At 40.7% G+C, this 15,886-nt stretch carries 14 protein-coding genes; 7 read left to right on the plus strand and 7 right to left on the minus strand.

Translation table 11 applies throughout. The features are described 5' to 3' along the window. Window positions 1-90: 90 nt before the first annotated feature. The 3 genes from QJ048_RS09115 to QJ048_RS09125 all read right to left on the minus strand — a co-directional run bounded on the left by QJ048_RS09115 (window position 91) and on the right by QJ048_RS09125 (window position 3,133). Window positions 91-1,407: a UDP-glucose dehydrogenase family protein gene (locus tag QJ048_RS09115; protein ID WP_282334029.1), complete on the minus strand. Its 1,317-nt coding sequence runs from the start codon at window positions 1,405-1,407 to the stop codon at window positions 91-93. 25 nt (window positions 1,408-1,432) lie between these two features. After that, window positions 1,433-2,563: a DegT/DnrJ/EryC1/StrS family aminotransferase gene (locus QJ048_RS09120; RefSeq protein ID WP_282334030.1), complete on the minus strand. Its 1,131-nt coding sequence runs from the start codon at window positions 2,561-2,563 to the stop codon at window positions 1,433-1,435. A 210-nt stretch (window positions 2,564-2,773) separates the two neighbouring features. Then, window positions 2,774-3,133 (minus strand): hypothetical protein, encoded by a 360-nt coding sequence (locus QJ048_RS09125; protein ID WP_282334031.1) that lies wholly within the window; start codon window positions 3,131-3,133, stop codon window positions 2,774-2,776. Window positions 3,134-3,412: 279 nt separating this feature from the next. Between QJ048_RS09125 and QJ048_RS09130 the strand changes: the two genes are divergently transcribed. Then, window positions 3,413-4,687, plus strand: coding sequence for a 3-deoxy-D-manno-octulosonic acid transferase (locus QJ048_RS09130; protein WP_282334032.1), 1,275 nt, complete (start codon window positions 3,413-3,415; stop codon window positions 4,685-4,687). On the opposite strand, the gene QJ048_RS09135 is transcribed toward QJ048_RS09130, so the two are convergent. Beyond that, window positions 4,660-5,394 (minus strand): hypothetical protein, encoded by a 735-nt coding sequence (locus QJ048_RS09135; RefSeq protein WP_282334033.1) that lies wholly within the window; start codon window positions 5,392-5,394, stop codon window positions 4,660-4,662. The two genes, QJ048_RS09130 and QJ048_RS09135, sit on opposite strands and share 28 nt — an antisense overlap. A gap of 80 nt (window positions 5,395-5,474) precedes the next feature. On the opposite strand from QJ048_RS09135, the gene QJ048_RS09140 reads away from it, so the two are divergent. After that, window positions 5,475-6,041, plus strand: coding sequence for a thymidine kinase (locus QJ048_RS09140; protein ID WP_282334034.1), 567 nt, complete (start codon window positions 5,475-5,477; stop codon window positions 6,039-6,041). Between the two features lie 555 nt (window positions 6,042-6,596). Here the strand turns inward: QJ048_RS09140 and QJ048_RS09145 are convergent. Continuing rightward, complete coding sequence (locus tag QJ048_RS09145; protein ID WP_282334035.1) at window positions 6,597-10,109, minus strand: lectin-like protein; 3,513 nt, start codon at window positions 10,107-10,109, stop codon at window positions 6,597-6,599. Window positions 10,110-10,139: 30 nt separating this feature from the next. Beyond that, window positions 10,140-10,661 carry a hypothetical protein gene (locus QJ048_RS09150; RefSeq protein ID WP_282334036.1) on the minus strand — a complete coding sequence of 174 codons (522 nt, stop codon included), beginning with the start codon at window positions 10,659-10,661 and terminating at the stop codon, window positions 10,140-10,142. Between the two features lie 365 nt (window positions 10,662-11,026). Here QJ048_RS09150 and QJ048_RS09155 point away from each other — a divergent pair, with 365 nt between their 5' ends. From QJ048_RS09155 to QJ048_RS09175, 5 genes are all read left to right on the plus strand, one after another. After that, window positions 11,027-11,842, plus strand: a complete 816-nt coding sequence (locus tag QJ048_RS09155; protein ID WP_282334037.1) for a response regulator transcription factor — start codon at window positions 11,027-11,029, stop codon at window positions 11,840-11,842. Window positions 11,843-11,914: 72 nt separating this feature from the next. Next, on the plus strand, window positions 11,915-12,565 hold the full coding sequence (locus QJ048_RS09160; protein WP_282334038.1) for a heme exporter protein CcmB: 651 nt from the start codon (window positions 11,915-11,917) through the stop codon (window positions 12,563-12,565). Window positions 12,566-12,705: 140 nt separating this feature from the next. Next, complete coding sequence (gene ccsA, locus QJ048_RS09165) at window positions 12,706-13,386, plus strand: cytochrome c biogenesis protein CcsA (protein ID WP_282334039.1); 681 nt, start codon at window positions 12,706-12,708, stop codon at window positions 13,384-13,386. Further along, window positions 13,379-13,603, plus strand: coding sequence for a CcmD family protein (locus tag QJ048_RS09170; RefSeq protein WP_282334040.1), 225 nt, complete (start codon window positions 13,379-13,381; stop codon window positions 13,601-13,603). The genes ccsA and QJ048_RS09170 overlap by 8 nt, the downstream gene beginning before the upstream one ends. 177 nt (window positions 13,604-13,780) lie before the next feature. Then, entirely contained in the window at window positions 13,781-15,199 is a 1,419-nt protein-coding gene (locus QJ048_RS09175) for a Glu/Leu/Phe/Val family dehydrogenase (RefSeq protein ID WP_217792026.1), read from the plus strand. A 150-nt stretch (window positions 15,200-15,349) separates the two neighbouring features. Here QJ048_RS09175 and QJ048_RS09180 read toward each other — a convergent pair whose 3' ends face one another. Next, window positions 15,350-15,784 (minus strand): type I restriction enzyme HsdR N-terminal domain-containing protein, encoded by a 435-nt coding sequence (locus QJ048_RS09180; RefSeq protein ID WP_282334041.1) that lies wholly within the window; start codon window positions 15,782-15,784, stop codon window positions 15,350-15,352. Between the last annotated feature and the right edge of the window lie 102 nt (window positions 15,785-15,886).

Here is a 15,886-nt window from a genome sequence, read left to right on the forward strand (position 1 = left end):
TCAAAAACTGCAGCAATTTACTTTCACCCAAAACATAAACGGGAATTAGAAATCAGGAACATCTAATTCCTGATTTCTAATTCCTGATTCCTATTTTTTTACTGCTGCCGGTCTGCCAATGCTTTCATAGTGGAAGCCAAGCTCTCCGATTGCCTCTACTTCGAAAAGGTTGCGACCATCGAAGATCACTTTGCTTTTCAAGTTGGAAACGATCTTAAGGAAATCAGGCGTTCTGAACTCGTTCCATTCAGTTGCAATGATCAGTGCATTTGCACCTGTTAATGCATCGTACTGGCTTTCTGCATATTGAATTTTGTCGCCAATAACGCTTTTAACATTGTTCATAGCTTCAGGGTCGTAAGCAGAAACAGTAGCACCTTCTGCCAATAACGCGTCAATAATATATAAAGCCGGAGCTTCGCGAATATCGTCTGTATTAGGTTTAAAAGCAAGACCCCACAAAGCGAAGTGTTTGCCCTTCAAATCACCTTTGAAGAATTTTCTGATTTTTGGCAGCAAATGAAGTTTTTGTTTTTCATTCACGTCCATTACTGCATTAAGTATCTGGAAGTCGTAGCTAACTTCAGTTGAAGATTTTACCAATGCCTGAACGTCTTTAGGGAAGCAGCTTCCACCATAACCGATGCCAGGGAACAGGAATCTTTTACCGATTCTTTCGTCGCTGCCAATACCACGGCGAACCATGTCAACGTCTGCATCAAGTCTTTCACAAAGCTGTGCGATCTCGTTCATAAAAGAGATTTTCGTAGCAAGGAAAGAGTTGGCTGCATACTTAGTAAGTTCTGCAGAACGCTCATCCATGAAAATTACCGGATTACCCGAGCGAACAAACGGAGCGTACAAATCGCTCATGTATTTTTTTGCTTTTTCTGAGCTTGTGCCAATCACCACTCTGTCGGGCTTCATGAAGTCATCAACGGCAACACCTTCACGCAAGAATTCAGGGTTTGACACCACATCAAATTCTACTTTACAGTTCTTTGCAATTGCTGCGTGTACTTTTTCAGCTGTACCAACGGGTACTGTACTTTTATCGACAATTACTTTATAGTCGGTTAGTAATTTACCTATGTTATCTGCAACGCCCAACACATATCTCAAATCTGCGGAACCATCTTCTCCCGGAGGCGTTGGAAGTGCAAGGAATACGATTTGCGCATCTTTAATACCCTCTTCGAGGTTAGTAGTAAAGACAAGACGTTCTTCTTTTAAATTGCGGAGGAATAATTTTTCAAGGCCCGGCTCATAAATGGTAATTTCTCCATTAGTAAGCATTTCAACTTTTTTCTGATCAATGTCAATACAGGTTACCTGATTTCCTGTTTCAGAGAAACAAGTGCCCGTTACGAGGCCCACGTAGCCTGTTCCTACAACTGCAATTTTCATTTTAGGAATGTGTTTTTATGGTTTATTAGTTGTTTACGAATGCTAATACTTTATCAGTAATATACTTTAACTGATCCACGTCCATTTCTGTATGAATAGGAAGAGAGATCACTCTTTCTGTCAAATAATCTGTTGTCGGCAAATCAGTTGCTTCGCTGTTAAACGCAGCAAACATTTTTTGACGGTGCGCCGGCACCGGATAATAAAGCATTGAAGGAATTTTATGTTCTGCGAGAAATTTGCTTAAACCATCTCTATCCACACCTTCCAGCGTTAATGTGTATTGGTGAAATACATGTGTGCTGTTAGAAGCCCTGAAAGGAACCTTTAATTTAGGGTTATTGGCAAATGCGTTATCATAAAAATCGGCCACTTTTGTTCTGGCAGCTATATAATTATCCAGTTCTTTCAATTTAATGTCCAGTATGGCGGCCTGAATGGCATCCAGTCTGCTATTACATCCCACAACATCATGGTAATAACGCTTGCTTTGACCATGATTTGCAATCATCCGCATTTTGTCCGCTAACGCGTCGTCATCAGTAAAAATTGCGCCCCCGTCTCCATAGCATCCCAAATTTTTGGACGGATAGAAAGATGTACAGCCAATTGTACCGATAGATCCTGTTTTCTTTGTCGTTCCGTCTTTAAAGGTATAATCACTGCCTATAGCCTGTGCATTATCCTCGATGACGAAAAGGTTATGTTTTTTTGCAATATCCATAATGGCATCCATGTTTGCGGCATGGCCATATAAGTGCACGGGGACAATTGCCTTCGTTTTAAGGGTGATTGCTTTTTCTATGGCAGCGGGGTCAATGCAAAAAGTTTGAGGATTTACTTCAACAAAAACGGGTGTTAAACGCAACAATGCCACCACCTCAACAGTAGCAATATACGTAAAAGACGGGGTAATCACCTCATCTCCCGGTTTTAAATCCAGCGCCATCATTGCTATTTGCAATGCATCTGTACCATTTGCACAGGTTATTACATGCCTCGAACCATTATATTTTGCAAGATTTTCTGAAAAGTCGTTCACGGTTTTGCCGCCTATAAACATTGAACTGTCAATTACTCCAAGTACTGCCGCATCGATCTGATCTTTTATTTTGAGATACTGGCGACGCGTGTCCACCATTTGTATAGGATGCATAATTATAGATTTTAAGCGCCGCAAAAATAGTGAAATAAGTGTAGCAGCCTATTGTTTTTTGGGCATTGGAAATCACTTAAATGCATCAAAACGACGATTTTAGGACTGGTTCCTTCCTAAAACAATGCCAGAAAAGGCACCAGATCATAATTAAATAAATTGTCATCTGTAACCCCGATATGTGGAAAGGGCTGCTTTCCTCGAAGGGACCTAAAATGTTGACAACCCAATCTTGATTCTCGAGAATTCATCCTCCACCTGGCTCCTCCCTATTGCGCCACCAGATGATCCTGACGTAGATCTGATCACCGTGACCTGGCAAGCATTTCTATCAATTTTTGATACCGCTACGCTAAACCTGAAATAAGCATGAGGGGCGCCGAATATTTGCATTAAAGTAGGATTGCCCTTTTCATAGGTGACAAATTTGTCTTTCTCAAACTTGACCATATAACCACTGGTATGAAAAAATTCATTTACCATTCCTGTAAGGTCTTCTTCGTTTATACCTGTGTAGAGGAATGCAGAAGTGCTTTTAAGCTCAGTCAAAACTTTTGAAAAATAGCCCATAGTAATTTTTGTTTAAAAATTTGGGGCCATAGGTTATTGAGGGGTGCAAGATACCGGTTAATTGATAATTTGAATATTTGGGAATAGGAACGCAGTTTTTCATGATTGGTTAAGATTTTTTGTTGTGAAATTTAAATTTTGACAAAACGCTCGTTACAATTCATCATTAATCATAAAAATCATGGTAATCTGCATTCTTCTTTATTTTCATATTTTCAAATCTTCAAATTTTCAAATTACTCTATCTTTATTTTCTGAACGTTTTCAATTTCCCTGTTAATGCTAATCTTTTATAAACTCTTTACCGTTCTTTATTCTTTCGGAATCAAGCTCATTGCACCGTGGAACCCCAAGGCAAAAAAATGGCTCGGTGGCAGAAAGGACATTTTCAATAAAATGCAACAGGCTTTTGCTCATAACACAAAACCTGTAGTATGGATGCATTGCGCATCGCTGGGAGAATTTGAACAAGGCAGACCCGTGCTGGAAAAAATCAAAGCGCAGTATCCAAACGTAGGCATCTTACTCACATTTTTTTCGCCTTCAGGTTATGAAATAAGAAAAGATTACAGTGGGGCAGATTGGATATTTTATTTGCCGATAGACAATCGTGCCAACGCAGAAAAACTACTTGCGATTACAAAACCGCAACTTGTTTTGTGGGTAAAATATGAATACTGGTATTATTATCTTACTGCCATAAAAAAACAAAACATCCCTCTCCTGCTGATCTCCGGAATATATCGCAAGGGCCAGCCGTTCTTTAAATGGTATGGTGGCATGCATAGAAAGATGTTGAATTGCTTTACACATTTGTTTGTACAGAACAATGCATCAAAAGAGCTACTTGAAAAAATCAGCTTGACGAACAGTGTCACAATCGGCGGAGACACGCGTTTCGACAGGGTTATAGAAATTGCAGAAGGATTTAAGCCAATTGATGTGGTTGCTCATTTTTGTTACAATCACAAAGTGATCGTTGCAGGAAGTACATGGGATGAAGATGAAAAAGAAATGGACCATTACGCCAACACACATCCGGAAATTCGTTTTGTGATTGCTCCGCATGAAATTGACGAAGAGCATTTGCAAAGCATAGAAAAACTTTTCAAAAACACGATCCGTTTTTCCGAACTCAAAAAAAGCATCGACGAGGGCATTATTGCGGACTCACAGATTGCAAGCAATGTCTTAATTATTGACAACATTGGCATGCTGTCGAAACTATATCACTACGCAACGGTAACCTTTATTGGTGGCGGCTTTGGAGAAGATGGCGTGCACAATGTGCTGGAAGCCGCAGTGTATGGCAAACCGGTTGTTTACGGACCGGTGTATGATAAATATATCGAAGCAGTGGAGCTGGAAGATTGCGGCGGCGGCATTAGCGTGGGCAATGCATTGGAGCTGGAAGCTACATTTAACGAGTTACTAAACGATGCTGAATCTTTTGAAAGTTCGGCCTTTGCAGCTAAAAACTATGTTTATACCCACAAAGGCGCCACTGACAAAATAATGAATCACATTCAGGAAAAACGTCTTTTGACCAACTGATCAAACAGTTTTACGATTTCCTTACTTTCATCCCATCCGAGTTTTAATTTCAATTCTCTTTCGATCCAGTACTGCGCTTCTGCCAGTATACGGAAATTATTGATCGTTTTGATGCTTCTTTCATAACCAACCTCGTCGCCACGGAAAAGCTCGCTTACGAAAACATAACGATCATTTATCCCTATCGCTTTTCTAAGGTCGCGCACCGGAGCATCCACAATGAGATCACTAAGCTCAGTGCCATTTGATCTCAGACGATCGTTCAGTGACGTAGCACCATTGCCATTTTTTGCGATCACATCATTGATCTCTTTAAAATCTGTCTGATGTGCAAGCGTGGGAATTTCTCTTACTGCATCAAACACCCATTCAATTGGAGGATCTTTCTTTTTTGTAACGGGCTGAACCGGAACGGGCTGTGTTTTTTCGACAACAACCCTTGGTTCTTTTATAAATTGTTCTCTCTCAACTTCTACTTTTATTTCTTCAGATTTCGGCGCAACTTCTGTGGATAGTTTTGCGTGAGAAGAATTGTAGGAAGGCAATACAACTGCTACCTTTGCGGACCCCAATTGCGGCCGTTCACCTTGTGCAGCGTGCTGTAGTTCAGCCTGAAGGAGCTGAACAGTTAACATCATGGCGGAAACATCGTTGTTTTGATCCAGCTGTTCCTGCAGCTTTGCGATCAACGCTTTGACTCTTTCCATGTTTACAATTACTTTTGGGTTAGTGTTCAATCAATTATAAAGTTAGATACAATTTCCCAACAAATCACCAATTACTGATTATGTTCATCGAACCGAATTTATCGGGAGAGCGCCGTGGCTGGATTGAAGTTATTTGCGGAAGTATGTTTTCCGGAAAAACCGAAGAGCTGATCCGTCGCCTCAAAAGAGCCAAAATAGCCAACCTGAAGGTTGAAATATTTAAACCCGCTATTGATATACGCTATCACGAGCAGAATATTGTGTCTCACGATGAAAACTCAATAATCTCTACTCCTATCGACAATTCGCAAACTATCTTGTTGCTTGCAAATGATGTAGATGTGATTGGTATTGACGAGGCTCAGTTCTTTGACGACATGCTACCCGAAGTGTGCGACCAGTTAGCCCTTCGAGGTATCCGCGTAATTGTTGCAGGATTGGATATGGACTACCTGGCTAAACCTTTCGGGCAAATGCCCAATCTACTAGCCAAAGCAGATTACATTACCAAGTTGCATGCCATTTGTGTAAAATGTGGAAATATTGCTAATTATTCTTACAGAAAAGAAGCGAAAGGACCACAGGTTTTGTTGGGAGAAAAAGATGTGTATGAGCCGAGATGCCGGCATTGCTATTACGAGCGGTAGAAAATGATAGCAAACTTTTTTATTGAGACTATTACAAGGTTGCACAGAGCCACTTTTTTCATACGTATTATTTTTTGACACAACCACACGACGATCTGATTTCATCGATCTGTTCTTGCAAATCATTAACCTGTTGTTCTTTAGTAAGAATAATTTCGAATGTAGCGACTGGAATAGCAATCGGCCTTTGGCATTCTCTTACGACACTAAGCGCAACCATTCTCGAATGGCCTTTATCATTCACAATCGCAAGTTTATTCTGCTCCAAAAAATCCAGTTTTTCGCAAACATTATGAGTCTGAATAAACCTTTGTATGGAAAGCGAATCGTCCAATTTAAGCTTAGTAGTTACATTCTTGCCTGCATGACAAGCGAGAATTGACCAGCTTAAAATGATCGCACATATTTGTAGACATTTTTGAATTGACATCTTTTGTATTCGATTGGGTGTTCTGTTTCTAAGCTTCGTTCTGGCTCCAATTTGATCCACAAATATAAAGGGCCGTACCTTTCGATACAGCCCTTTGGGGTTTAAACGTTAAGAATTAACAACTATTATTCTTTCACAACTCTTATGATTTCTCGTTTTGTTCCTTGTATAACCTGTATGAAGTAAACGCCTCTCGCAAAACCATCACCTACTGTTATAGTGCTGTTTGGCACTACATTGTTTTTAGCTTCGAGTACTCTGCCGGAAATGTCCACAACTTGTACGCTTACACGTTCCAGCATGTTGTTTGAGCTTATCTTCACTTTGAAGTTGGTTACGCTAGGATTAGGCACAGCTGCTGCTTTAAATAGCTTAGGCTGTTCGCTGTTCACCTGTCCTATGTTAAGCACTGTACTTCTTAATGGAACCTTGTTGTCACATGTTACAGTAATCTTGAAGCAGCACTTGAATGTAGTGTTGGTAGAGCTATCGGTAACTTCATAGCAAATTTCGTAAACACCCGGATCGACCTGAGTTCCCATTATCGGTCCGCTAACTTGTTTGAAGCCTAATAACGGACGTTCAAATTCTGTAACAAAACCTGCGAGCGTCCACCTGTCTATATCGTTCCATCTGTTTAAATAATCATATCCATTCAGCAATACATATGGCTCTACAATCATGCTCGGACTGCCGCCTTTGTTGTTAGGTTCTGATGGGAACCAGTTTGTGAAAGTAAGTGGTTCGCCTGTCACCCATGCAAAACTTCCTTCTGTACCTGTGTTGTACAATCCTATCCAAGGAGCATACTTGTTCATCCTCATAAAGTTTGCGTTGATGAAATCACTTTCGTCTGAACTTCCAATAGTTACAAGGTGACCTCTCAGATCTTCTGATATTTGTTTACCTTCTGTCCAGAAGTACGCACCATCTGTTGAATAATAACCGTGACCATTCATTTCACCGCCAAATGTCAGCTTGTTACCTGAGGTGTAAGCGCCATCTGGAATGTTAATTGTCGCAGGCCATTTTTTAGAAGGCAAAGTCCATTTCAGTATTCCTTTACATGTTTCAGGATCGGCCTGAATGGTTGTGTCTGAAGGACATTCGGTCAGCAATCCCCTGCATTTTACTTCTATGGTAAAGCAGCATGTATCTTTCTTATTTGTTATTCTGTTTGTTGCTTCATAACAAACGGTGTAGATACCAGGACTTTGCTGGCTGAAATTAGCAGGTCCCTGTATTTGCCTGTATATTATTATAGGTTCATCAAATTCTGCGATGAATGGCAAATAGAACAATCCGGTCAAGTCGTTCCATCCGTTCTTTGGATCTGGTCCCCAGATATGTACATAAGGCTCAGCTATTGAATCAAGGCGTCCTCCATGGTTATTAGGTTCTGTTGGAGACCAATGTGTGAAGTTTACAGGTTCGCCTGTTACCCATGCAAATTCGCCAAGTTGTCCGGTATTATACATTCCTATCCACGGTCCATAAACGATACCTTGTGGGAATTTTTCAAAAACGAAATCACTTTCACCTTGAGAGGTAATGGTAACAAGGTGACCTCCTCTTGCAGTTGCCAGATCCCTTGCATCCGGCCATTGGTAGAAACCATCTGAAACATAATAAGCATGGTTGTTATAGGTTCCTTTATACCAAAGATTACTATTAGGTTCGTTGTAAGCCGGAGGCAGCATTATTGAATCCGGGAACACAAAATTAGGTTCCGGCCATGCTACTGTTGCCATACAGGTTATTGGATCAGCATCAATAACTGTATCCTTAGGACATTTCACCGTTGTGGTAGGAGGAATTCCAACTTTCTTTGAAATAACAACTGTACCTGTAGCTGTACAATTCCTGGAATCTGTAATGGTGAAGCTGTATGTTCCGGCTGGTAAGCTGTCAAATATTCCTGTATTGTTGGTCCTTCCGTTGAGCATAAATGTAAATGGACCTGTACCTCCGTTTGCCATTATCTTAGCGCCTCCATCAGAAGAGTCGCCATTGGCGTTTGTAGTAGTTGCAGAGGCTGTCAAGTTACAGACATCATCAGCTGTCCATGTAAATTCTGCGGCATCGGTGAGTGAGCCTACGGTTGCGGTAATAGTATCTTTACCTGTCAAAGGTCCTTTGTAGCAGAAGGTTGCAACACCATTGGCATTTGTTATTGCAAATCCGCTACTGCCTGGGTTTTTGCCTTTAATGTTAAAGTCAACACGAACATCGCTAACCGCGTGTCCAAACTGATCCATCACAGTTGCATTGAAGCATTGTTGATTAGCTATATTTCCCGTTCCTGTTTTTGGAGAAATGGTTACGCTGGTTACAGTTGCCACTTCAGAGAACGATTGACCACCGGGATAACCGTAGGAGTCGTCATTGTTAAATCCATACATGAACACACCGAATGGCAATGTTCCGTTCAATGTGTGGGAACCGGGCTGAACCGTTATTTGCGCGCCTGAGAAACCCGTTGATCCTATTGGAGAAAATGATCCCGCCGGTATTGCCACTCCGTCCATGGTTACAGTTCCTACTATGGCCTGTGGCGCCACTACGTTGATAAAGTGTGCAACATAACCTTCTACTGTTGTTACAGTATAGTTAGCCAGGAATTGTTCCAATGGCGGAACCAACATCATGAATGGGTCACCGGGGTTACCAGAGAATGTAGATCCATTTGCATACTGGCAAACCAATATTGGATTGTTTGATTCAACTACATTTTGACCTGTCAGTACTTTTTCAATAAACTGTCCTCTGTTGACGGCAGGTTGAGCAACACCGTTAATAGAAACGACCGTGTTATTCTCTGAAGCAAGGAAGCGCCAGGTATCACCATTGGTACGAGATTTCAATGGCACCAATCCAAACTTCTTACCCCATGTAGATGTTGGAGGCAACATTTCTACAAGGTGGTCGCAATATGCATATCCGCCCGGCACATTACCGCACTGGTGAGTACCAAACACGCCCACGGGCTGGGTTGATGTTATAATTGTTCCTGAAAAATCACCGGTGGCAGAAGTGTTCATCAACTCATATGTTTGTCCTTTATTCATTGTAATAGTGAACGGTACTCCAGCTACACGTGTACCTGTAGTTACAGATGGAGTGATGGTTACCTGGTTATTATCGGCCGTAGAAACGATTCCGAATTCAACACCGGTAACTAAAGAATTTTTGTAAGTGATTACTATGTAATCATTGCCGAGCGCATCAGTTGGCAAACCCAAATAAGCATCTGCTGTAAAGGGAATATAGTTTAAACCATATACAGTTACTTCATCCGCAGCAGTGACATGTATGCCTTTGTTATCAACTGCGTTACTCGTGTGAGTAGCAGCATCTGCAGGCACCACAACACTGGTTACCTTATTTGCCTGCACGGTAAAATTTTGAGTAAAACTAAGGCCGGGTATTGCAACAGTACCCGTAGTGTTTACGTTAGAAGTTATAAAGAGTGTAAGGGTTGGTGTTCCCAGGTTGCCATCAAACATCAGCCAGAAATCCTTTCCTTTACTGTCTTTATTTTGTGCATGTGCAAATTGCATTTGCGTCAGGCAACATACGCAAAGCGTGAAGTATAGCACCGCTTTGCTCACGGAAGGTTTTAGTAATTTTGGTATCATAACGGGTTCTTTTGTTGATTAAAAAGTCTGTTAGTTTTTTGATACTGATAGATCTACAACATCGTATTTGGATACATCTGCTTTGAATGCCGGTGTTACCTGCGATGCAGCAATAACACATTCCTTTGCTGCATCATTATCGCAACCGGCCAGGATAGTTTCGCCGGCAGCCAGCACAAGTTGTTTACCTGCAGCGCCTGATACTGTTACCTTTTGCTGGGTTTCAAATTTTTCTTTCCAGCTTACTTTCACTGCATAACTGTTTTTGTTATCTACTTTCAGAAAAACAGTTTGCTGGCCCTTGCAATCTTTTATTACGTAATAGATTTCTACTTTACCGGTGGACTTTGCAAGTATCCACTGTTCATCGCTGTTAGTGTATGAAATGATTTTGTTTGTGGAAGAAACTTTTCTGCCACTGCCAGAGTGAAGAGAAGCAGTGAAACAAAATAGAACAGCAAGCAATAAAACAATTTTCTGAAAGTGCGGGCTTTGATTGGCAAGCCATCTGGCAACGGATGACTTTTTAACATCGCAAGTTTTCTTAACCATACTTTTTCATTTTAAGGTTATAGCAATAGTTAGACGTACAGAGGGATATAAACATAAAAATGCCATGGCGTATGATTACGTTCGTCTCTACATGCGTTTGTTGTAATTGTTGTAATCAAAAACCTGGCTTAAGTGTACGGCAGTGTCATTAGATATGCTTGATAAAGAATATCGTGAAAGGATATTATAACTTTTTATCTGGGCAGGAATTACTCTTGTGGTAGGGTTGAATTATTAAAGATTTAATTGAGACCAAGCAGGAGATTTTTAATAGGACACTATTAGAAGTAAACAAATGTATTAAGATAAACACGCTCATCATATAGCCATAAATAGCTATATTTACTAACCCGAACAAGTCTCCTATGCTAAGTTTTCGATCTACATTTTATCAACGAAGTGAAGATAAACTACAAGGCAATCTTCATATAAATACTCAGCAACTATTACAAGAGATGAGTATTGCAAACAATGCTTTTGCAAAAACTTCGTCATCATTTTTATTTATACTCGATAAAAATCAACACGAATATTTTTATCTCGATGGCAATGCAAAGAATATATTACTAAGCAATTACTTTTCTGAAAACAATTTGCCGGCAGCATTACGTTGGAACAATGATGATGAAAAAATATTGCTGGAAAAAATATTTCCTGCAATAGAATTACTATGTAGGGAAAATTGTTTCGAAAGTGATAGGCTAACTTTCTCATTTAATTTTCGCGTTTTCTCAAATGAAGGCACAGAGCGAATTTTCATACAAATTATTTCTTTCATCAATAGCTTTAGCAAAGAAGCTCCGCTACATTTTGTTGGAACATTTACAGATATCACACATTTTAAAAACGACAACAAGATAATTTTCGTTGCCGAAAAAAATAATGCGGACAGTAATGACTGTGAACTAATCACACGTGATGTTTTCTCACCGGACAAAAACCCTGTACATCTCACAAAACGTGAAATAGAAGTATTGAAATGCATCAACGTTGGCCTAAGCAGTAAACAAATTGCCGACAAACTTTTTGCAAGCCTCAACACGATTAACAATCACCGCAAAAACATTTTAAAGAAAACACACACCAAGAACACTTCCGAACTGATCAGTTTTGCGCTGAAACAAGGCTTGTTGCAACTGTGGCTGTTAGTTGATAGCTGTTGCTTGCTGGCTAACTTGTAGGCAGTGGACGGCCACTTCCTCCTAACAACAATCAACTAACAACCAACAACTTCTCCTTACCTTCGCTCCGCAATGAGTCACATTCTAACACTTTTCAAGAAAGATTTTTTGCTGGAAATACGCCAGCAGCATACTTTTTACGGCATTTTGCTGTATGTGGCTGCTACCATTTTCGTATTGTACCTTGCTATGGGTCAACCGGAAAGCGCCGTATGGAACGGACTTTTCTGGATGATCCAGCTATTTGTCTGCGTAAATGCCGTGGCTAAAAGTTTTTTGCAGGAAAGTCGCGGAAGAATGTTGTATTTCTATTCTATTACAGGAGCACGGAATTTTATCATCGCCAAGTTAGTTTTCAACGGCTTGCTGATGATGGCCATGAGCCTCGTAAGCTGGGGGCTTTTTACTGTTTTGTTAGGGAATACGGTAAGATATGGCGCAATGTTCTTTGGCCTTACTGTACTGGGGGGAGTAAGCCTGAGCCTCGTTTTCACCTTTTTGTCTGCCATAGCTGCAAGAGCTCAGCAGAACGCATCGTTAATGGCAATACTTGGTTTTCCCATCATTATTCCACAATTGATGCTTTTAATGAAAGTAGCCAACGCTGCCTTTTCCGATGTTATCCAGGCCGGTATGTTTCAGATGGTTTCTCTTTTGGTTGCCATGGACATCCTGGTTGTTGCGCTGGCAATCATCTTGTTTCCATTTTTATGGAAGGACTAGTCAGCGTGAATGGTGAACCACTCACGAACACCCACCTGACCAAACTCTCTTTTTTCTTATCCCCGTTTACATTAAATTTGCCCACACTTTCAACTTGTGAAAGCTGATGCTCCTCATAAGTTATTACCAATCTTATATTTATGCACAAGAAATGGTGGAAAATACTCTGTGTTATTTTGCTTATCTATACAGTTGTCGGCGGTTTCCTGTTTACCGTTCCGGCAAGGGAGATTTTACACGAAACAATTCGCAACCTGTACTTCCACGTGTGCATGTGGTTCGGAATGATGATCCTTTTTACCACTTCAGTTGTTTATTCTGTAAAGTATTTGCGTTCGCAAAAGTTACGTGATGATGTTTACGCAGTGAACTTTACCAAAGTAGGTATTGTTTTCGGTGTACTGGGTTATACAACGGGCGCCTTGTGGGCAAAATACACATGGACAGAATTCGCTTCTGACACAGAAATATTTCGCGAGCCTAAACTATTGGGCGCCGCAATTGCGTTGCTTATTTACTTTGCGTATTTCGTGCTGAGAGGTTCATTAACAGATATTGATAAGAGAGCAAGAATAAGCGCTGTGTATGCCATTTTTGCCTATGCAATGCTTTTCCCGACTCTATGGATATTGCCAAGAATTCTTGACAGTTTGCATCCGGGAAAAGAAGGCAACCCGGCCCTGAATTTTAAAGACAGCGATGCCCGTTTAAGAATGGTTTTTTATCCTGCCATCATCGGATGGACGCTATTAGGCGTTTGGATAACATCATTGAAAATCAGGCTAGATTTAATAAAAGAAAGAAGCATTTTAAATGACTAAAATTCAATTATTGCTGGCAATGATATTGCTTCAGCTAATCCCCGTTTCCCTTTGGGCACAGGCAACAGAGGCCCAACAAAAATATACAGCCTTTGAAATGCGCAGTAATGGAAAAATTTATGTGGTTGTCGCTGTAGTATTAATCATTCTGTTTGGCTTATTAACTTATTTGGTAAGGCTTGACAGAAAGATCACTAAGCTTGAGAAGGAAAAGTAAAAAGCATTCTGCGGAGCCTTTTGAATTTTTACTTTTTACTTTCCTAACATTTAACTTCTAATTTTTCAAAATACCCTTAGCTTGCACGCCAAAATGAAAAACAAAGAAAACCTGTAGTTCATTTTTCTTATTTAGCCCTGTAGCAACCAACGATTGTAATACCATAAATTTCAAACTATGTCTACTAAACATGAGTACAGCTTTTTTGGAGCTGTAGAGAAAAGCTTTGACAAAGCAGCCAAATTCACTACAGTTGATGAAGGCGTGCTTGAACAAATTAAACAATGTAATGCCGTTTACCGTATGCACTTTCCGGTTAAGATCGGAGACAAAGTGGAAGTTATAAAAGCATACCGCGTACAACACTCTCACCACAAAACACCTTGTAAAGGTGGTATCCGTTTCGCCACTTCTGTAAATCTTGATGAAGTAATGGCTCTTGCCGCATTGATGACATTTAAATGTGCCATCGTCAATGTTCCATTTGGTGGAGCTAAAGGCGGTATCAATATTGACCCTAAAAAATATACCCCTTACGAACTCGAAAAAATTACGCGCCGCTATACAGCGGAGCTGATCAAGAAAAACTTTATTGGCCCTGGTACAGACGTTCCTGCCCCTGATTATGGTACAGGTGAGCGTGAAATGTCATGGATCCTCGATACATATACAAGTATGCGCCCCGGCGAAATTGACGCATTGGGTTGCGTTACAGGTAAACCGGTTTCACAAGGCGGTGTTCGCGGTCGTCGCGAAGCAACGGGCCTTGGTGTATTCTATGGATTGCGCGAAGTATGTAACATGCCTGAAATGATGCAGCGTGTTGGCATGGAAGTAGGTATTAAAAATAAACGCGTTATTGTACAAGGTTTAGGAAACGTGGGCTACCACGCTGCTAAATTCTTCCGTGAAGGAGGTGCGAAAGTTATTGCTTTGGCTGAGTACGAAGGAGCTATCACAAACCCAGATGGTTTGAACGAAGAAGAAGTTTTCCAACACAGAAAGAAAACCGGTTCTATCCTTAACTTCCCTGGCGCAACTAATGTTGAAAATTCAAATCTTGCTCTGGAACTTGATTGTGATATCCTGATCCCGGCAGCTTTGGAAAACGTTATCAACGGAGAGAATGCGCCAAGGGTAAAAGCAAGAATCATTGGTGAAGCAGCGAACGGACCGCTTACTCCGGAAGCAGATGAAGTATTTGCAAAGAGAGGAGTACTTGTTGTTCCTGATATGTATCTGAACGCTGGCGGTGTTACTGTTTCATACTTTGAATGGCTGAAAAACCTTAGCCACGTTCGCTACGGTAGATTGGAGAAAAGATTCACAGAAAACATGAATGCCCGCATTATAGAGCAAATGGAAGATCTTACCGGCAAAAAAGTAGTTGATCAGGAACGACAACTGATCATGCACGGCGCCGACGAGGTTGACTTAGTATACAGCGGTCTTGAAGAAACAATGATCACTGCAACACGTGAGATTGTTGATTGCTGGCACGCTAATCCTTCCATTCCTGATATGCGTACAGCAGCTTATGTAGTAGCGATCAATAAAGTTGCTACAAGCTATGCTGAGCTGGGCATTTTCCCATAGGTGATGGCACACAGATGACACTGATTTACACAAATTGGATTTATATAAAAAGAGAACAGCAAGACTATATTGTCTTGCTGTTCTCTTTTTATATAAATCCTAACACAAAATCAGCGTCAATCAGTCCAATCAGTGTCATCTGCGTGCTCTCTAAAATTCCGGTAGCTCCATCAACCACTCCACTCCCCCGCTTTCATTTTTGCAGCAGAAAGTATTGTTGCCGTTTGTTACCATCATATAAGTTACCGGCAGTGCCATATTGTATTGAATGATCTGTTGCAATACTTTTTCGTTAACAGGTACGTGCATTGCTTTGCACTCTACCATTAACCAGGGCTGATGTTGATTGTTATAAACTACGATGTCAAACCTTTTCTTCACTTCGCCAATCAACAATTCACGTTCAAGCGCAATTAATGCAGACGGATATTTTTTCACCTGCACCATGTATTGTAAAATATTTTGACGCACCCACTCTTCGGGTGTTATCACCAGCCATTTCCTTCTGAATTCATCCCATATTAATTCTTTCCCTCCTTCCTCCTTTATTTTAAATGGGTGATCGGGAAAAGCAAGTTTTATCATGTGCCAAACCTAGGAAAAGGAACGCAGATTTTTGTTAATTTAAAATTGAAAATGTGGATGTGACTTTCTTCTCATTTCCCATGTCACTTTCAATTTTCAACC

It is taken from the genome of Pinibacter soli (genome assembly GCF_029961145.1).
GTDB classification, from domain to species: domain Bacteria; phylum Bacteroidota; class Bacteroidia; order Chitinophagales; family Chitinophagaceae; genus Pinibacter; species Pinibacter soli.